This window comes from Streptomyces cinerochromogenes (assembly GCF_014648635.1).
In the GTDB taxonomy this organism is placed as follows: domain Bacteria; phylum Actinomycetota; class Actinomycetes; order Streptomycetales; family Streptomycetaceae; genus Streptomyces; species Streptomyces cinerochromogenes.
Window position 1 is genome coordinate 101,562 of sequence record NZ_BMRM01000020.1, and the last position, 17,872, is coordinate 119,433.

13 protein-coding genes and 1 pseudogene are annotated in these 17,872 nt (G+C 70.5%); 3 read left to right on the top strand and 11 right to left on the bottom strand.

Features of this window, described 5'->3' with window-relative positions; all coding sequences use genetic code 11:
- Window positions 1-315 precede the first annotated feature (315 nt).
- Complete coding sequence (locus tag IEZ20_RS31885; RefSeq protein ID WP_189305144.1) at window positions 316-936, top strand: hypothetical protein; 621 nt, start codon at window positions 316-318, stop codon at window positions 934-936.
- A 420-nt stretch (window positions 937-1,356) separates the two neighbouring features.
- Here the strand turns inward: IEZ20_RS31885 and IEZ20_RS31890 are convergent, their stop codons facing one another.
- The 6 genes and pseudogenes from IEZ20_RS31890 to IEZ20_RS31915 form a co-directional block, all read right to left on the bottom strand.
- Window positions 1,357-1,989, bottom strand: a complete 633-nt coding sequence (locus tag IEZ20_RS31890) for a hypothetical protein (RefSeq protein WP_189305145.1) — start codon at window positions 1,987-1,989, stop codon at window positions 1,357-1,359.
- A 68-nt stretch (window positions 1,990-2,057) separates the two neighbouring features.
- The gene (rnhB, locus tag IEZ20_RS31895; protein WP_189305146.1) at window positions 2,058-2,759 is read right to left on the bottom strand and encodes a ribonuclease HII; all 702 of its coding nucleotides are present in this window, start codon (window positions 2,757-2,759) and stop codon (window positions 2,058-2,060) included.
- Window positions 2,760-2,933: 174 nt separating this feature from the next.
- Window positions 2,934-3,494: pseudogene (locus tag IEZ20_RS31900) on the bottom strand (TetR/AcrR family transcriptional regulator).
- Between the two features lie 94 nt (window positions 3,495-3,588).
- Window positions 3,589-4,494 (bottom strand): ADP-ribosylglycohydrolase family protein, encoded by a 906-nt coding sequence (locus IEZ20_RS31905; RefSeq protein ID WP_189305148.1) that lies wholly within the window; start codon window positions 4,492-4,494, stop codon window positions 3,589-3,591.
- Window positions 4,495-4,506: 12 nt separating this feature from the next.
- Window positions 4,507-5,166, bottom strand: a complete 660-nt coding sequence (locus tag IEZ20_RS31910) for a histidine phosphatase family protein (protein WP_189305149.1) — start codon at window positions 5,164-5,166, stop codon at window positions 4,507-4,509.
- Between the two features lie 149 nt (window positions 5,167-5,315).
- Complete coding sequence (locus IEZ20_RS31915) at window positions 5,316-5,921, bottom strand: YdbC family protein (protein ID WP_189305150.1); 606 nt, start codon at window positions 5,919-5,921, stop codon at window positions 5,316-5,318.
- 152 nt (window positions 5,922-6,073) lie between these two features.
- On the opposite strand from IEZ20_RS31915, the gene IEZ20_RS31920 reads away from it, so the two are divergent.
- The gene (locus IEZ20_RS31920) at window positions 6,074-6,607 is read left to right on the top strand and encodes a TerD family protein (protein WP_189305151.1); all 534 of its coding nucleotides are present in this window, start codon (window positions 6,074-6,076) and stop codon (window positions 6,605-6,607) included.
- 241 nt (window positions 6,608-6,848) lie between these two features.
- Here the strand turns inward: IEZ20_RS31920 and IEZ20_RS31925 are convergent, their stop codons facing one another.
- Both IEZ20_RS31925 and nrdR read right to left on the bottom strand, forming a co-directional pair.
- Window positions 6,849-9,743, bottom strand: coding sequence for a vitamin B12-dependent ribonucleotide reductase (locus tag IEZ20_RS31925; RefSeq protein WP_189305152.1), 2,895 nt, complete (start codon window positions 9,741-9,743; stop codon window positions 6,849-6,851).
- 165 nt (window positions 9,744-9,908) lie between these two features.
- Window positions 9,909-10,460, bottom strand: coding sequence for a transcriptional regulator NrdR (nrdR, locus tag IEZ20_RS31930; protein ID WP_189305153.1), 552 nt, complete (start codon window positions 10,458-10,460; stop codon window positions 9,909-9,911).
- A 586-nt stretch (window positions 10,461-11,046) separates the two neighbouring features.
- On the opposite strand from nrdR, the gene lexA reads away from it, so the two are divergent.
- Entirely contained in the window at window positions 11,047-11,826 is a 780-nt protein-coding gene (gene lexA, locus IEZ20_RS31935; RefSeq protein WP_030342891.1) for a transcriptional repressor LexA, read from the top strand.
- A gap of 251 nt (window positions 11,827-12,077) precedes the next feature.
- On the opposite strand, the gene IEZ20_RS31940 is transcribed toward lexA, so the two are convergent.
- The 3 genes from IEZ20_RS31940 to IEZ20_RS31950 all read right to left on the bottom strand — a co-directional run bounded on the left by IEZ20_RS31940 (window position 12,078) and on the right by IEZ20_RS31950 (window position 17,651).
- Window positions 12,078-14,069 carry an ATP-dependent DNA helicase gene (locus IEZ20_RS31940; protein WP_189305154.1) on the bottom strand — a complete coding sequence of 664 codons (1,992 nt, stop codon included), beginning with the start codon at window positions 14,067-14,069 and terminating at the stop codon, window positions 12,078-12,080.
- Between the two features lie 496 nt (window positions 14,070-14,565).
- Window positions 14,566-15,336 carry a GNAT family N-acetyltransferase gene (locus IEZ20_RS31945; protein ID WP_189305155.1) on the bottom strand — a complete coding sequence of 257 codons (771 nt, stop codon included), beginning with the start codon at window positions 15,334-15,336 and terminating at the stop codon, window positions 14,566-14,568.
- A gap of 122 nt (window positions 15,337-15,458) precedes the next feature.
- The gene (locus IEZ20_RS31950; RefSeq protein WP_189305156.1) at window positions 15,459-17,651 is read right to left on the bottom strand and encodes an IucA/IucC family protein; all 2,193 of its coding nucleotides are present in this window, start codon (window positions 17,649-17,651) and stop codon (window positions 15,459-15,461) included.
- Window positions 17,652-17,872: the final 221 nt, after the last annotated feature.

Here is a 17,872-nt window from a genome sequence, read left to right on the forward strand (position 1 = left end):
CCCGGGTTGGTCCGCGGGCCGCCGGTCGCCCGGTGCACCCAGGGCGGGTCCGCGCTGCCGCTCGCGGAAACCGCCGGACGGTGACGGGCCGCCTCAGGCGTCAACAGCCGAAGCTTTGGGTAGGGATATAAGCCACGCACCACCTGATAACAGTCGGTGGCCCCAATTGCTCGTTGCCGCATCCAAGTTCGACAGGAAGAATTGAGGTCCGCTCCCCGCACGGCTCGTCTGTGATCCGGTTGGGCTCCGCTGCGGTGCGCGCTCCCCCGAATCCGACCTCGCCCGCAGTATGGGCGCGTAGCCGAAGGGAGGAACGTGACCTTCGGATTCGCCTCGTCCTCGGCGGCCTCGTTGTCGACGTCCGCGTCCGCCGCCTCCGCCAGTCGCCTGCTTGAGCCGGCGGAGTGGGCTGCCGCCGGTATCCCTCTGCTGCGCAACCCCCGCGAGGTCGTCAGCGGGTTGCACGCCCGCCATCACCCGAAACCGCTCACGGCGGTCGTGGCGGTCCTCGACCCTGACGAACGACTGCGAGCCAGCGCCTCGTTCACCCGCCGTGCGGCCCCGGCCGACGGCTGGATGTTCCGCAACGCGCTGCTGGCCCAGCTGCGCCGGGTGATCCCGCACGACCTGCGCCGCCGCACCCCCGTGCGCACGGCTGTCCTCCTCTACTGCCGTGAGGGCGACGGGCGTTGGACCGAGGAGGACGGGGCCTGGATGTGGGGACTGCGTGACGCCTGCACCCTGCACGGGCTGCGGTGCGGGGCGTACATCACGCTGACGCATGAAGGCTGGCAGGTGCTCGGCGAGGGGCGCGGCGGACGCCGTCCCCACGCGCACTCGGAGCCGGAGCCCTTCTCCACGTCGGAGGCCCCACCGCTCGCGCCACGCACCGGGGGCCCGGTCTCCGAGGTGCTGCGCCGGGCAGCGGCCCGCTGAACCGCGCGAAGCGGACGGTCCGCCGGCTCGCGTCGCCGACCGGCGACGCGAGCGGCACCGGGGCCGGTGCGCGATGACCGGGCGGTGAGCCGACGCGTGCCGTGTACAGCGCCGATGAGCGCAGGCGGAGCAGCCTCGGAGGCCCGGCGGACCTGCGAGACCAACTCCGGAAGCGCCCAATGTGGTGCCTGCGCCAAGGCTGCCCGGACGGGCCGCACAGCCCGGCCCCGGCACGCACCGCCGCGGCGACCCGGATCAACCCGCCGGACAGCCCGGCGCGTTCCCCGGGATCGCCACGGGAGCAGCCCCACCGGCAGCACCGCGGCTGCCTGGCACCCGGGCACGTCAAAAGCCGCACCGTGCGGATTCCACCGGAGCGGCTCCTTCGGCACCCCCGATGCAGGAGGTGCCGGACGTGACTCAGACGCCGGCGCCCAGCACCGAGTTGATCTGCTGCGGGTCGCCGCAGACGATCAGCAGTGCACCGGCCCGCGCATGCGCCAGGGGGAGGGCGGCGGCAGCGACAGAGGCGGGGCCTCCGTTGACTGCCACGACGACCACCGGGCGGGACGCGGCACGGGAGACCAGAGCGGCGTCCGTGTAGAAGACGTCGTCACCGGCGTCGTGCTGCGCCCAGTAGGACGCCTCACCGAAGGACAGCTCGTGCTCGGCCCACGGATGCTGCGCACCCGTGGTGATCACGAGCACGTCGCCGGGGGCGCGGCCCGAGTCAAGGAGCAGGTCCACCGCCTCTTCGGCGGCGTCGAGCGCACCCTCGGCCGAGGCCGGGATCAGCTGGATCTGGGGGCTTGCCGCCGCGGCGGCGGGAGCGGCCGGGCCGGACGGGCCAGGCTGGGCCGGAACCACGTCACGCGGCGTGCGCTGCACCGGCGGCGTGGGCCGCAGAGGGCCGGGACGACCGGGGCGGGACGGAGCCGCGGGGCGGGGGCCGGGTACGGGGCGGGGGGTCGGCGCGGTACGGCCACTGGCCGGAGTGGCGCGGGGACCCTGGGCACTCTCGTGAATCTGAGGCTCCTCGGGAATGAGAGGCATGAGCTGATATTTATCAAACGTTGGTGCGGCGCGGATGACCGGGTGGCACATCAGTGCGAGCGGAACCGTCAGAAATCGAAGCCGAGCTGACCCTCAATTTCCGGAACGCTTCCGTCCGCCCAGCTGCGGACCTTCTTGAGGTGCCGCCACTGAGGCAACGCATCAAGATACGCCCACGACAAGCGGTGGTGCGGGGTGGGCCCCCGCTCCTCCAGTGCGGCCTTGTGCACGGGCGACGGATACCCGGCGTTGTCCGCAAATCCGAAGTCTGCATGGTCGATACCCAGTTCGGCCATCATTTTGTCGCGCTGAACCTTGGCGATCACCGACGCCGCCGCCACGGCCACGCACGAACGATCGCCCTTGATCACCGTGCGCACCCTCCAGGGGGCGCCGAGGTAGTCGTGCTTCCCGTCGAGGATCACGGCATCGGGGCGGACCGGCAGAGCGTCCAGGGCGCGGACCGCGGCGAGCCGCAGCGCGGCCGTCATCCCCAGGTCGTCGATCTCCTCGGGGGAAGCATGCCCCAGCGCGTAGGACGTCACCCATCCCTGCAGGGTCACGGCGAGTTCCGTGCGCCGCTTGACCGTCAGCAGCTTGGAGTCGGTCAGCCCCTCCGGCGGGCGGCGGAGGCCGGTGATCGCGGCGCAGACGGTGACGGGCCCGGCCCAGGCGCCGCGTCCCACCTCGTCGACACCGGCAATGACCTTCGCTCCGGTCGTGGCGCGCAGGGAGCGCTCGACGGTGTGAGTAGGTGGTTCGTACGGCATGGCGCCCTTAGCGTACGCCGCCGCTGTCGCCGCGCGACACCCCGGGCATACCGTCACGCGACACCCCGGGCGCACACCACACCGCGGCCCGGACGCACCACCGCACGGCAGCCCGGGTGTACCGCTCCGCGATGCCCCGATGCCGGGCCGGCGCACACAGCTCCGGTGCGGGGGTCAGGTGCCGTACGGGCGCAGCAGCGGGAGCATCAGCCGGTCGATCATTCCCACGAGATCCTGATCATTCCATTCACTCGCGCACATCTTTGCGCGGTACATCATCATGGCCGGGATCACGTCGAACACATACCCGTTGGCCGCGTCCGACCGGACTTCTCCCCGCTCTATTCCGCGCTCGATGACTTCGCGCAGCAGCTTGACGGTCGGCTCCACCACGCTTCCGAAGATCACGCCCTCGAAGCGTTCGACCTGCATGTGATCGCATTCGTGAATGACCGACCGCAGCGCTACACCAGGCCGCGAGTACATGATCTGCCGCACCTGCCGGCACAGGGCGAGGAGGTCCTCGCGTACTCCGCCGAGGTCCGGAGCCCCCTCACCCGAGGCAGCCCGGACACCAGGGCATCCGCAAACGAGGTCCTCCTTCGAGGGCCAGCGGCGATAGACCGCGGCCTTGCCGGTCTGGGCGCCGGCCACGACGCCCTCCATGGTCAGCCCCTTCCAGCCGACCGTGCTGAGCTGCTCCAGAGCGGCGTCCAGGAGCGCGCGCTCCAGCACCGCGCCGCGCCGACGTGGGGAAGTCGTCGGGGAGGACGTGACAGAGAGTCTCCGGCCGGCCGTAGCAGGGCCGACCGCAGGACCGCGGAAGCCGTCAGACCCCCGCGGGCACCCAGTCCGGCAGCGCCTCGGTGCGCTGCACCCACTCGGCGGGCGGTGTCCCGGCCTTGCCCGCGGCGAGCACGCCGCCCACGATCGCGCAGGTGGTGTCGACGTCCCCGCCCGCCTGGGCGGTCACCCAGAAGGCCGTCTCGTAGTCCCCCAGGGCCCGTGCGGCGGACCAGAGGGCGAAGGGGACGGTGTCATGGGCCGTCGTACGGCGTCCGCAGCCCAGGACGGCAGCGACGGTGGCCGCGTCGTCGTAGTCGAGCATGTCCCGGGCGCGGCGCAGGCCCTGGCCGACCGCACTCTTCGGTACGAGCGCGACGACGCCGTCGAGGAGGGCCTCGGGGGCGGGTGGCCCGGCCGGCGAGCCGGCCAGTGCCGCGGCGGCGGCCACGGCCATGGCCCCGACCACCGCCTCCCGGTGCTGGTGGGTGGGATAGGCCGAGATCTCCGCCTGGTGGGTCGCCTGCTCGGGGTCGTCCGCGTACCAGGCGCCCAGGGGCGCGATCCGCATGGCGGCGCCGTTGCCCCAGGATCCCTGTCCGTTGAAGAGGCCGGCGGCCAGCTCCCGCCAGTCCCCGCCCTCCCGGACCAGGCGCAGCAGCCGGTTGACCGCGGGGCCGTACCCCCGGTCGAAGTCGTGGTGCTCGGCGAAGGAGCGGGCGAGCGCGTCCTGGTCGATGCGGTGGTGGGCCGCGAGGACGGCGACCACGGAGCAGGCCATCTCGGTGTCGTCCGTCCACTGCCAGGTGGCTGCGGGCAGCTCGCGGCGCTTCAGCAGGGGATAGTTCGCGGGAACGAAGAACTGGGAGCCCAGCGCGTCCCCCACGGCCAGTCCGCGCAGGCTCGCCAGGGCGCGCTCCAGGCGCCCGAGAAAAGAGGAGTCAGCGGTCATCGCCCTGCCACTCTATCCGTTCACCCAGTACGGCACAGGCTTCCGCCAGCGCTCGAAGGGCCGGTCGAGCGTGTATTTGCCGTCGTCTCCCAGAACGAGCATCCGCATCTCGGCGTTCCCGGGATTGGCCAGGGACTCGAAATCCGCCACCGTCCAGTGAAACCAGCGCATGCAGAACAGCCGCATCGCGAGCCCGTGGGTCACCAGGAGAACGTTCGGCGGATGGTCGGGGGCCTCGAAGCTGCGGAACAGGCTCTCCAGGAAGCCACCGACCCGGTCGTACACATCGGCGCCGGACTCGCCCTGCGGGAACCTGAAGAAGAAGTGGCCGTACGCGTCGCGGTAGGCCTTCTGCAGACGTACGTCGTCACGGTCCTGCCAGTTGCCCCAGTCCTGCTCGCGCAGGCGGGGTTCCTCCCGGACGCGTATGAGGTCGGGGTCGAGGTGGAACGCGCGGAGGGTCTCGTGGGTGCGCCGGTACGGGGAGACGTACACGCTCACGCGTTCCCGGCCGAACAGCTCGCGCAGCTGCTTGCCGGTCTCCTCGGCCTGCATCCAGCCGCGCTCGGTCAGCGCGAGGGCGTGGTCGGGCTCGCGTTCGTACACGGAGTCGTCGACGTTGCCCGTTGACTCGCCGTGTCGGACAAGGACGATGCGCCGTGGTCGTGCCATGCCAAAACCCTAGATCGAACGGCGGGGCGACGAGCACTCGTAAGGGCTCTATACAGCGTAGGTCACACGTCTCTCAGGTCGCGGGCCGGCTTCCATCTGCCGTGCGGCGGTGCGGAGTGGTGCGTTCGGCCACCGAACCAAGGGACGGTTCAGACGGTCCAGGACGGCTCCAGGTCAACGATGTCACCGGAGAGCGCCGCGACGTCCGCCTCGGTCTGGGCACGCAGGGCGAGGCGTTCCACACGCTCCGTGCGGTACTTGCCGTGCTCGGCCGCCGACCTCCACATCGACAGGATCAGGAACTCCTGCTCGGGCGCCTCGGCGAACATGCCGCGGATCATGCCGGGCGAACCGGCCATCGCGGGGTTCCAGACCTTCTCCTGCATGAGGGTGAAGTGCTCGACACGCTCCTCATGGATGCGGCACAGGGCCACGCGGATCAGATCGGCGTCGCTGAACCGCGGCTCGAAGCCCGTCTTCACATCGAAGCGGTACTCGAACAGTTTGACCTGGGCGTCCTTGAACGTGCCGACCTGGGCGGTGGCCAGGCGGTCGTGGGAGCGGGCCATGAAGGAGTCGTAGAAGGCGCGGCTCTCCCAGAAGGCGAAGATGTGCGCCACCCCCGGCCGCTGCCGGCTCCAGCCCCCGCCTTGTCCCCGAAAACCCGGCTCCCCCGGAAGCCCCGCCCATTTCCGCTGCCCCCGCTCGAAGCCCCGGCGGTCAACCACGGTGCAGCGAATCCACTTGACCAGCACCGCGCCATCGTAAGGCCACCGGGCGTGGCGCCGGTCACGCTCCGGCGGAGATCGCTCGCGCACACTCCCCCGCGCGCGTGGGACGATGGGCAAAGAACCCCGGCTGATGGGGAGTTGGGGTCGAGCGAGCCACAGGGGGAAGGGAAAGCCTGGTGACCGGCTTCAGCAAGGGAATCCGCAAGGTCGAGGTCGCGCTCAAGTGGGACCCCAGTCCCGCGGGTCGGCCGCCGACCGACCTCGACATCATCGCCGCGACCTTCCTGTCCGGTGATCCGTACGGGGCTCCGGCCTATCTGGTGCACTTCGACAGCCGCTCTCCGGACGGCACGATCCTGCTCAACCGCGACAGCACGGACGGCAAGGGGTTCGGCTGGGACGAGGTCATGACGATCGAACTGGACCGCCTCGACGACCGCTACGCGCGCGTGGTGGTGGGTGTCGTCATCCAGCAGCGGTCCGGGCGCAAGACGTTCGCCGACGTTCTGAACCCCGCCGCGCGCATTCGTGAGGGGTACACCGTGCTCGCCGAGGACGACTTCGGTTCGGTCCTCGGTGCGACGGCCGCCACCTTCGCCGAGTTCGTCCGGGACGACTCCGGCGAGTGGACCTTCCACCCCGGCGCGCACGGTTTCGACGAGGACCCGGCCGCCTTCACCCAGGTGATGGGACGAGTACGCCGGAGCTGACGCCCTCGGCCCCGATGGGTAAGGGCCGCCGGCCCAGGCAGGCGCCCCTTACCTCAGTCATGGCGGTCCCTGCTGACGACGGACCGCCTCGGTGGTTGCGGACAGGGGACCTCGCACCGGGCAGGGCCTTTGGCGGGTACGACGAAGGGGACCGCCCGTGGGTCGGTCCCCTTCGTGAGCCGCTGGTCAGCTACGTGCGCCGCTCACGCCGGAGGTGATGTCCGGCGTGTTCGGGGCCGGTTCAGCTGCAGCCGCTGGTCGAGCCGCAGCCCTCGCAGATGTAGCAGGAGCCGGCCCGCTGCATCTTCGTACCGCAGGAGAAGCACAGCGGGGCGTCGGCCTGGATGCCCAGCTGCATCTCCACCAGCTCGGCGCTGGTGTGGGCCTGCTTGGGGGCGGGCTTGGCCGCCTCGGACTCGGCCTTCGGCGTGGCGACGGCCTTCAGCTCCTGGGCACGCGGGGCCGACTGGGCCAGGCCCTCGACGTCGACCTCGTCCTCGGCCGGCTCGTAGGAGCCGGTCTCCAGGTGCCGCTGACGCTCCTCGGCGGAGTGGATGCCGAGCGCGGAGCGGGTCTCGAAGGGCAGGAAGTCCAGCGCCAGGCGGCGGAAGATGTAGTCGACGATCGACTGCGCCATCCGCACGTCCGGGTCGTCCGTCATGCCGGCCGGCTCGAAGCGCATGTTGGTGAACTTCGAGACGTACGTCTCCAGCGGCACGCCGTACTGCAGACCGACGGAGACGGCGATGGAGAAGGCGTCCATCATGCCCGCGAGGGTGGAGCCCTGCTTGGACATCTTCAGGAAGACCTCGCCGAGGCCGTCGTCCGGGTAGGAGTTGGCGGTCATGTAGCCTTCGGCGCCGCCGACCGTGAAGGACGTGGTGATGCCGGGACGTCCCTTCGGGAGGCGCTTGCGGACCGGGCGGTACTCGACGACCTTCTCGACCGTCTCGCGGATGGCCGCCTCGGTCTTCTCCGTGACCTCGGCCTTCTCCTTCTCCTTGGTCTTGGCGGAGAGCGGCTGGCCGACCTTGCAGTTGTCGCGGTAGATCGCGAGGGCCTTGACGCCGAGCTTCCAGGCCTCGAAGTAGATCTCCTCGACCTCCTCGACGGTCGCCGTCTCCGGCATGTTGACCGTCTTGGAGATGGCGCCGGAGATCCACGGCTGGATCGCGGCCATCATGCGGACGTGCCCCATCGGGGAGATGGCGCGCTCGCCCATGGCGCAGTCGAACACCTCGTAGTGCTCGTGCTTGAGGCCGGGGGCGTCGATCACATTGCCGTGCTCGGCGATGTGGGCGACGATCGCCTCGATCTGCTCCTCCTGGTAGCCCAGGCGGCGCAGGGCCTGCGGGACGGTGCCGTTGACGATCTGCATGGAGCCGCCGCCGACCAGCTTCTTGAACTTCACCAGCGCCAGGTCGGGCTCCACACCGGTGGTGTCGCAGGACATCGCGAGACCGATGGTGCCGGTCGGCGCGAGGACGGACGCCTGGGAGTTACGGAAACCGTTCTTCTCGCCGAGGCGGACGACGTCCTGCCAGGCCTCCGTGGCGGCGGCCCACACCGGGGTGTCGAGGTCGTCCATGCGGACGGCCTGGCCGTTGGCGTCGGCGTGCTGCTTCATGACGCGGTTGTGGGCGTCGGCGTTGCGGGCGTAGCCGTCGTAGGGGCCGACGACCGCGGCCAGCTCGGCGGAGCGGCGGTAGGCCGTACCGGTCATCAGGGAGGTGATGGCGCCGGCGAGGGCGCGGCCGCCGTCGGAGTCGTAGGCGTGGCCGGTGGCCATCAGCAGGGCGCCGAGGTTGGCGTAGCCGATGCCGAGCTGGCGGAACGCGCGCGTGTTCTCGCCGATCTTCTGGGTCGGGAAGTCCGCGAAGCAGATCGAGATGTCCATCGCGGTGATGACCAGCTCGACGACCTTCTGGAAACGCTCGGTCTCGAAGGACTGGTTGCCCTTGCCGTCGTCCTTCAGGAACTTCATCAGGTTCAGCGAGGCCAGGTTGCAGGACGTGTTGTCCAGGTGCATGTACTCGCTGCACGGGTTCGACGCGGTGATCCGGCCGGACTCGGGGCAGGTGTGCCAGCTGTTGATGGTGTCGTCGTACTGGATGCCCGGGTCGGCGCAGGCCCAGGCGGCCTCGGCGATCTTGCGGAAGAGCGCCTTGGCCTCGACCTCCTCGATGACCTCACCGGTCATGCGGGCACGCAGGCCGAACTTGCCGCCGTCCTCGACCGCCTTCATGAACTCGTCGTTCACACGGACCGAGTTGTTGGCGTTCTGGTACTGGACGGACGTGATGTCGTCGCCGCCCAGGTCCATGTCGAAGCCCGCGTCGCGCAGGACGCGGATCTTCTCCTCCTCCTTCACCTTGGTCTCGATGAAGTCCTCGATGTCGGGGTGGTCGACGTCGAGCACGACCATCTTGGCGGCGCGGCGGGTGGCGCCACCGGACTTGATGGTGCCGGCGGAGGCGTCGGCGCCACGCATGAAGGAGACCGGGCCGGAGGCGTTGCCGCCGGAGGAGAGCAGCTCCTTGGAGGAGCGGATGCGGGAGAGGTTCAGGCCGGCGCCGGAGCCGCCCTTGAAGATCATGCCCTCTTCCTTGTACCAGTCGAGGATCGACTCCATGGAGTCGTCGACGGACAGGATGAAGCAGGCGGAGACCTGCTGGGGCTGCGGGGTGCCGACGTTGAACCAGACGGGGCTGTTGAAGCTGAAGATCTGGTGCAGGAGGGCGTACGCCAGCTCGTGCTCGAAGATCTCGGCGTCGGCGGGCGAGGCGAAGTACTTGTAGTCCTCACCGGCCTTCCGGTACGTCTTCACGATGCGGTCGATCAGCTGCCTGAGGCTGGTCTCGCGCTGCGGCGTGCCGACGGCACCGCGGAAGTACTTGCTGGTGACGATGTTGACCGCGTTCACCGACCAGAAGTCGGGGAACTCGACGCCACGCTGCTCGAAGTTGACCGAGCCGTCGCGCCAGTTGGTCATGACGACGTCACGGCGCTCCCACGACACCTCGTCGTACGGGTGTACGCCGGGGGTGGTGTGGATGCGCTCGACACGCAGCCCCTTGGTGGCCTTGGCGCCCTTGGCTCGGGAACCTCGTGCCGGACCGCTCGCCGTCTCTGTCATGCCGCCTCCCTGTACGGGCAAAAACGCCCTGAAGTGCCCGTTTGTTCCCATGGGCACGTGTTTCTGTCTTGCGTTGCGGGCACCCTCAGCTGCCGCCCGCAACAGGTCTTCGTTCGCCGCCTCCCGGCCGGAACCCAGGCGTTCTCCCGGTTTCCGGCCCGCCGGTCAGTCGGCGGCGCGGGCGGGCACGGGGACCTGAGTGGTCCCGCCGGGCCCGCGGTCGTCTTCCTGGCTCCCCGCTCCCGCGTCACCCGTGTCCGCGGCGGGGCCGCCCGTCGCTTCCCTCAGCTCCGCGATGGCGGCCTCGAAGTCCTCAAGCGAGTCGAACGCCCGGTAGACGGAGGCGAATCGCAGATAGGCGACGAGGTCGAGCTCCTGCAACGGGCCGAGTATGGCCAGACCCACGTCATGGGTGGTCAGCTCGGCACTTCCGGTCGCACGCACCGCCTCCTCGACCCGCTGGCCCAGCTGGGCGAGTGCGTCCTCGGTGACGGGTCGCCCCTGGCATGCCTTGCGCACACCGTTGATGACCTTGGTACGACTGAAAGGCTCGGTGACTCCGGACCGCTTGACCACCATGAGCGAGCACGTCTCCACAGTCGTGAACCGACGGGAGCAGTCAGGGCACTGGCGGCGCCTGCGGATGGATGTGCCGTCGTCGGTCGTACGACTGTCGACCACACGGCTGTCGGGGTGCCTGCAGAAGGGGCAGTGCATGTTCTCCAACCCTCCTCACAGCAGACTCGTCAGCCCCGCTGGACCCACAGGTCTCGCGAGGCAGCCCTAAGCATAGGCGATTACCGAGCAGTCTCCGACCGGGGGACCACAACTTCTGGGCCGCTGTAGCCATCCAACCACTACATGTGGGGCTTGACTCATACATGAGGGGCACGCGCGTGTCGCCCGGGCCGGGGCACGCGCGCGTGCGGCGCGGGAACAGCGGCACCGACATCGGTGGCGACCGGCGCGGGACACGCGGACGCCGAGCCGGGCCGTCGAGCGCTTGCGGGGATACCGTGGGCGCCACAGGGAGGAGGCGTGGCACTCCCGCGCAGAACCGACCCCGGATCCCGGACCGCGGGATTCCGGATGGCAGACTGGGGCGCAGCCCACGAGGCGAACAACCCCGGCGGTGAAGAGTACAACAATGGGTGCTTTTGCCCGCCAAGTGTCGCGTTACCCATACACCCGGACACGTGATCACGTCAGGTAAAACGCACTTTTTCACTCGAACGTGTGTTTGGCGCAACCTTTCGAAAGCAACTACCGTTGTGCAGCAGGGAGACCATCGAGAGGGGCCGACGTGACCACCACCGCAGACAGTGCCACCATCACCGCCCAGGACCGCTCCCAGGGCCGAGTCGAGCCGGTACACGCGATGAACGAAGCCACGAATCCCGAGGCACACAAGCGCTCCCTGCCGGGGCGACCTCCAGGTATCCGGGCGGACAGCTCCGGACTCACCGACCGGCAGCGCCGGGTCATCGAGGTCATCAGGGACTCCGTACAGCGGCGCGGTTACCCGCCGTCGATGCGGGAGATCGGCCAGGCGGTCGGCCTTTCCAGCACGTCCTCCGTCGCTCACCAGCTGATGGCACTGGAACGCAAGGGCTTCCTGCGCCGCGACCCTCACCGCCCGCGCGCGTACGAGGTGCGCGGATCGGACCAGGCCGTCACCGTGCAGCCCACGGACACCGCCGGCAAGCCCGCCGCGTCCTACGTCCCGCTGGTCGGCCGTATCGCGGCCGGCGGCCCGATCCTCGCGGAGGAGTCCGTCGAGGACGTCTTCCCTCTGCCCCGCCAGCTCGTCGGTGACGGTGAACTCTTCGTCCTCAAAGTCGTCGGCGACTCCATGATCGAGGCCGCCATCTGCGACGGTGACTGGGTCACCGTGCGCCGCCAGCCGGTCGCCGAGAACGGCGACATCGTGGCCGCCATGCTCGACGGCGAAGCCACGGTCAAGCGCTTCAAGCGCGAGGACGGCCACGTGTGGCTCCTCCCCCACAACGCGGCCTACGAGCCGATCCCCGGCGACGACGCGACCATTCTCGGCAAGGTCGTCGCAGTGCTGCGCCGCGTGTGACGGCCGCGGCGGGCGGGCGGCCGCTCGCTCCCTGACCGGGCCCCGGAACCCCTGCGCCGGTTCCGGGGCCCTGCATGTGTTCGGGCCTGTGTGCGCTCGGGTCCTGTGTACGTTCGGGACTGCGTGTGTTCAGGCCCTGCGTGGGTTGGAGGCTTGCGCGTGCACGGGGCCTGCGTGTGCACGGGGTGGCGTACGCGGGGCGGGATTCACGCGCGGGTGGCGTGACCGGCTCTGGTCACGCCACCCTGTGATCACGTCGCTGCCGCTGTCGGCGTCTCCGCCTGCTTCGCCGCCGCGTCGATCGCCGAGAGCGACTTGCGGACCTGGTTGCGGTCCGTGGTGTACCAGAAGTCCGGCAAGGACGCCTTGAGATAGCCGCCGTACCGCGCGGTGGCCAGCCGCTGGTCCAGCACGGCAACCACGCCCCGGTCGCCGGACGCCCGGACGAGACGGCCGGCACCCTGCGCCATGAGCAGGGCCGCGTGCGTGGCGGCCACCGCCATGAACCCGTTGCCCCCGGCGTCCTCCACGGCCTTCTGGCGTGCGCTCATCAGCGGATCGTCGGGCCGCGGGAACGGGATCTTGTCCATGACGACCAGCTGGCAGCTGGGGCCCGGGACGTCGACGCCCTGCCACAGCGACAGTGTGCCGAAGAGACAGGTCTTGGGATCGGCCGCGAAGTTCTTGATCAGTTCGCCGAGCGTCTCCTCGCCCTGGAGCAGGATCGGGAACTCGGGGATCCGGGAACGCAGCTCCTCAGCGGCGAGCTGGGCGGCCCGCATGGACGAGAACAGGCCGAGGGTGCGCCCCCCGGCTGCCTGGATCAGCTCGGTCAGCTCGTCGAGCATGTCGGTGCGCTCGCCGTCACGCGCCGGCCGCGCCAGGTGTTTGGCGACGTACAGGATGCCCTGCTTGCGGTAGTCGAAGGGCGAGCCGACGTCGATGCCCTTCCACTGCGGCAGGTCATCGCCCTCCGCCCCCTCAGGGCCGAGCCCCAGTGAAGCGCCGACGCCGTTGAAGTCGCCGCCCAGCTTGAGCGTCGCCGAAGTGAGCACGACCGCCCGATCGGCGAAGAGCTTCTCCCTGAGCAGGCCGGAGACCGACATGGGGGCGACCCTGAGGGACGCGCCGAAGCGGTCGTGCCGCTCGTACCAGACGACGTCCCACTCCGAGCCGTTCAGTACCCGCTCTGCGACGTCGTGCACCGTCTCCACCGAGGCCAGCGCCTGCTTGCGGACCGCGTCCTCGTCCTGGACGGACTTGTCACGTGTCGCACCGATAGCGGTGATCACCGTGCGGGCGGCATCTCTCAGCGCCATCAGCGCGTAGCCGAGGTCTTCCGGGATCTCCTCCAGGCGGCCCGGCAGCGCCAGTTCCATGAGCCGCTCGAAGCCCTCGGCGGCGGTCTGGAGCTGATCGGCGGCCTTCTCGTTGACCAGCTTTGCGGCACGGCGCACGGCACGGTTGACCTGGCCGGGTGTGAGTTCGCCGGTGGCGACACCGGTGACGCGGGAGACGAGTTCGTGCGCCTCGTCCACGATCAGCACCTCGTGCTGGGGCAGCACCGGGGCGCCCTCGATGGCGTCGATGGCCAGCAGGGCGTGGTTGGTCACGACGACCTCGGCGAGCTTGGCCCGCTCACGGGCCATCTCGGCGAAGCACTCGGCGCCGTAGGCGCACTTCGACGCACCCAGGCACTCTCGCGACGACACCGACACCTGCGCCCAGGCACGGTCCGAGACACCCGGAGTGAGATCGTCGCGGTCGCCGCTCTCGGTCTCGTCCGCCCAGTCCCGCAGCCTCAGGAGATCCTGGCCCAGCTTGCTGGTGGGCGCGGCGGCCTCGAACTGGTCGAAGAGCCCCTCCTCCTCGTCCTGCGGCATTCCCTCGTGCAGGCGGTGCAGGCACAGGTAGTTCGACCGGCCCTTGAGCATCGCGAACTCCGGGCGGCGCCGCAGCAGCGGGTGCAGGGCGTCGACCGTGCGCGGCAGGTCCCGCTCGACCAGCTGGCGCTGCAGGGCGAGCGTGGCCGTCGCGACGACCACCCGTTCTCCGTGCGCGAGCGCGGGCACGAGGTAGCCGAGCGACTTTCCGGTGCCGGTGCCGGCCTGGACCAGCAGGTGGGATCCGTCGTCGATCGCCTCGGCGACCGCTTCTGCCATGGTCACCTGGCCAGGGCGCTCCGTGCCGCCGACGGCCGAGACAGCGGCATGCAGGAGTTCGGGGAGTGAGGGCTTCGTCATAGCCTGACCACCCTACGACCCTGCACTGACAAACGGGTGATCACGGCGGAGGCAGGGGGTGGAATCACGGCCGGGGCTCCTAGGGGCGGTGAGCTGCTGGGCGGGCGGAACGAGGCAGACGCAGCGAGGCTGACGGGGGGGCACGGGCGCTCGGCGCATTGCCGGACCGCCGGATCGCCGGGCCGTGGGAGCGCCGGGGCGGGACACCGACGGGACTGGGCACCGACGGGGCTGGGCACCGACGACCGGGCGGAGCGGAAGTCGGTAGGAGGCGGACCGGACGTCGGCGGCTCGGCGGCTCGGCGGCTCGGCGGCTCGGCGGCTCGGCGGCTCGGCGGCTCGGCGGCTCGGCGGCTCGGCGGCTCGGCGGCTCGGCGGGATGTAACGCGTCCAGCACATCCCTCCCGCACACGGACGCCCTCGAATTTTTTTCTCGGACCGGGAACACCGCGGATCCACCACTCGTATCTCATTGTGAGCAGCCAGTCACGTGACGCTACAACACATCGCGCAGGTCCCGGTCCCGGATCATGAGGGCGGCCCGCTTGCCGGGCAGGTCGATCTCGTCCGCGTACCGGAAGCCGGCGCTCAGGAACGCGGCAACGGAGGGGGTGTTACGAAGATCGGGTTCTGACACGACCCGTGCACAGGTGGGACACCGGTCGAGGATCAGGTCGGCCACGGCTCGCAGGAGGGCGGATCCCAGCCCCCGTCTCCGGTCGGCGGGGTCACCGACGAGAAGGTGGATCCCGGTGTCATGCGGGCGGGCCGGATAGTGGCGGGCCAGCGGATCCAGGTCTGCCCGGTAGACCTCCCAATAACTCATCGGGGTGCCGTCGAGTACGCCGAGGCACGGCACGCTGCGCCCGTCGCCGTGGAGTTGAGTGCGCAGGTGGTCCTCGGTCCGGTCGCGGGGCCCGGCCAGGTCCCAGAAATGCGCGACGGCGGGGTCGTTCATCCAGCGGTGGACGAGCGGCAGGTCCTGGTCGATGCGTACGGGCACCAGCCGGAAGGAGCCGACGGGGGTCGTGACCGGGCCCCACGCGGCGAGTCGGGCGAGGAGGCCGACCGTCGCCCCGGCGCAGAGAGTGACGAACCGAGCCGGCAGGCACAGTTCCAGCGTGTCCTCGCTGTCGGGGTCGTCGTCCTCGACGGTGAACCGGCCGAACGGAGAGTTCCGGGGGCCCGCGGTGTCCGTTCGCGGTCCGGCGCTGTCCGGGTGGGCAGAAGCGGGGCCGGTTCCGGCGTTCGCGTCGGTGGGAGGCACGGTGCGCTCCTCTCAGGAGACGAGGTGGGTCATGTTCCTCGGATGTGCGGAGGTTGGTACGGCTCGCTACGGGTGCCGCCCGCTCAGGAGGCGCGGACGGACGACTGGCTCAGGAACGAAGTTCACAGGTGCAGGGGGTTGGCGATGGTGACGTAGACGGACTGGGTGTCGACCGGGCCGACGAGTTCGTCGAGACCGTGCAGCCGAGTCAGCAGGTTGGCTTTGCAGCGCAGGAGGGGTGAGTGGAGCAGGAGGTCGGGCAGGGAGGTGCGCAAGGGGGTGGGCCCTGAGGCGAGGTCGGTGAGGAATCGACGGAAGGCCGCGAGGAGCAGTCGCTCGTCGGCGAGGCGTTGGGAGCCGAAGGCACCGATGAGGCCGAGCACGTTGTTGACGGCGAGGTAGTAGGCGAAGCGTTCGTCGGTGACCTCGTCCGGCACAAAGGTGTCGCTGCGCTCCCCGATGCCGGGGAGCCGGGCGTCCAGTTCGGCTCGCCGGGACTCGCGGAAGTAGTACCCCTGGTTGTCCCGGTAGCGGCCACCGGCCGGCCAGCCGTCGCCGTCCAGGAGGAGCAGTGTGTTCTGCTGATGGGCTTCGAGGGCGACGCCGGCCTCGCTGTCCAGCCAGAGGACGGGCCGGACCACGTGCTCCAGATAGCGGAGGAACCACTCCGCGGAGACGGCGCCGACAGGCCGACCGGTGCGGGTGGCGAGGCGGGCGACGACCTGGGCCAGGCGCGACCGCAGCGGCCTTGTCGTGGGGCGTGACGCGGTGGTGGCGGACGGCTCGACGTAGGGGCGGGGTGAGACGAGCCCGGCAACGCAGCCGACGTCGTCGGTCGGGGCGAACGGGTTGTGCCGGATCACCACGTCGAGCCCCGGCACGGGCCGGCCGTCCGGGTCGTCGACGGCCAGCCAGGCCGGGTCGCGGACGATGTCGAAGCAGGGGTGGGCCGCCTGCCACTGGCCGGCCAGGCCGGTGCGCAGCAGCCGGTGCACCTCGACTCCGCGGTGGAGTTCCTTGCGGAGGTTCTCGCGGCGGGAGTTGGTGATGCGCAGGGCCAGCGAGAGCTTGAGCATCGCGGGCGCACCGGGTCGGTGCACGGTTCGCACGGAGGAGGTGGGATGCCAGGGAGTGCCCAGGGGGCCGAGTTCGCAGAGGAGCCCGGAGTCGAGCAGTGCGGTGATGGAAGGGCGGTGCCGTACCTCGCGCGCCTGCCAGGGGTGAAGGGGCAAGGCGGTGTAGCCCTCGGGCAGCGGTGGTTCGGTTCCGGCGCCGGCCAGCCGGCGGATGAGGTGCCCTGCGGGGACGGGACGGCCGCGCTCGGTCCAGGCGGAGTCGGTCGCGAGGAGAGAGGGGGCGACAGCCAGCCAGTGCAGGGGGAAGGAGCCGCGCAACTCCGGTGAGTACCGGTGGGCTTCGGCCTCGGTCAGCCCTTCCCGGCTCTTCGGGGTCGGGTGCAGGGGATGTCCGAGGAGGAGGGCCTGTTCGGCGCTGAGGAAGAGGTCCGGGGGGTCGGTGGGGTCCTGGCGCCGATGCCGGATGAAGGTCGCGGTACGTCGGACGGAGTCGGCCACCCTGGCCACGAGGTCGACGCCGTCACCTGGACCGGAGCCAGGGCCGGGACCGGAGCCAGGGCCGAGGTCAGGGCCGGGGTCAGAGCCAGGGCTGTGACCCGTGCCGTCGCGGGGTTCGGGGGCATTCCCGCCACGACCACCCGGGCCGACTCCGTCACCACCCCCCAGACCCCCCAGACCGAAGCCGTCCCCACCACCCGAACCGACTCGGACACCACCCCCCGGGCCGAAGCCAACCCCACCACCCTCGGCCTCACCGGGGCCGACGGCAGTCGGGGTGGCGGCGTCCGGGGCGCTGGTCTTCTCGTCGGTGGATTCCCTGGTGAGCAGGGACGCGAGGGTGACGGCGTCGACCGGGGGTGCGGTGTCGGGTGCGTCGACCAGGTGTGGGGGGTCGAAGCGGTGCCAGCCGGAAGGGGACCAGTAGCGGACCGGTGCGATCAGGGCGGTGCCGCTGGCGGGCAGCGGGATGTGGAGGCTGCCGGTCGTCGGAGCGGCGAGGCCGGTCTCGCGGATCCAGCACCGCAGGAGGTTCTCGACGGCGGCGGCCTGGGCCGCGGAGCCGGGGTCGGGGTTCTCCAGCGGGTCGGCGCCGACGGCTGTCCCACGGGTGGGATGCGCTTCCCGCTTCTTCTGTGGCGGGACCGGCTCGGGAAGCGGTGCGGCGGAGGACGGGGGGCCGGGGGCTTTCTGGTCGTCGGGGATGCCGGAGCGGCCGTCGGGGGTGGGGGTGGCGTTCATGACGGCTCCTCTGGGGCTGGGGTGAGGTGGTGCGGGCTCTTTCCGTGGTCCGCTCCCGCTCCCGCTGTCGCTGTCGCCGTTGCTTCGTGGTGAGCGGGACTGGGAGGGAGAGCGGGACGTGCAGGGGGTGATGTGTGGGTGACGGCGGCGGTCTGTGTCGACCTCGCTGCCGGGATACCGGGAGTGCCGAGAATGCCGGGAGTCTCGGAAGGAGGTGGAGC

Excerpts from the sequence above, each read along its gene's own strand:
- IEZ20_RS31890 (WP_189305145.1), bottom strand. The coding sequence starts at position 1,989 with ATGCCTCTCATTCCCGAGGAGCCTCAGATTCACGAGAGTGCCCAGGGT.
- rnhB (WP_189305146.1), bottom strand. The coding sequence starts at position 2,759 with ATGCCGTACGAACCACCTACTCACACCGTCGAGCGCTCCCTGCGCGCC.
- IEZ20_RS31905 (WP_189305148.1), bottom strand. The coding sequence starts at position 4,494 with ATGACCGCTGACTCCTCTTTTCTCGGGCGCCTGGAGCGCGCCCTGGCG.
- IEZ20_RS31910 (WP_189305149.1), bottom strand. The coding sequence starts at position 5,166 with ATGGCACGACCACGGCGCATCGTCCTTGTCCGACACGGCGAGTCAACG.
- IEZ20_RS31925 (WP_189305152.1), bottom strand. The coding sequence starts at position 9,743 with ATGACAGAGACGGCGAGCGGTCCGGCACGAGGTTCCCGAGCCAAGGGC.
- nrdR (WP_189305153.1), bottom strand. The coding sequence starts at position 10,460 with ATGCACTGCCCCTTCTGCAGGCACCCCGACAGCCGTGTGGTCGACAGT.
- IEZ20_RS31940 (WP_189305154.1), bottom strand. The coding sequence starts at position 14,069 with ATGACGAAGCCCTCACTCCCCGAACTCCTGCATGCCGCTGTCTCGGCC.
- IEZ20_RS31950 (WP_189305156.1), bottom strand. The coding sequence starts at position 17,651 with ATGAACGCCACCCCCACCCCCGACGGCCGCTCCGGCATCCCCGACGAC.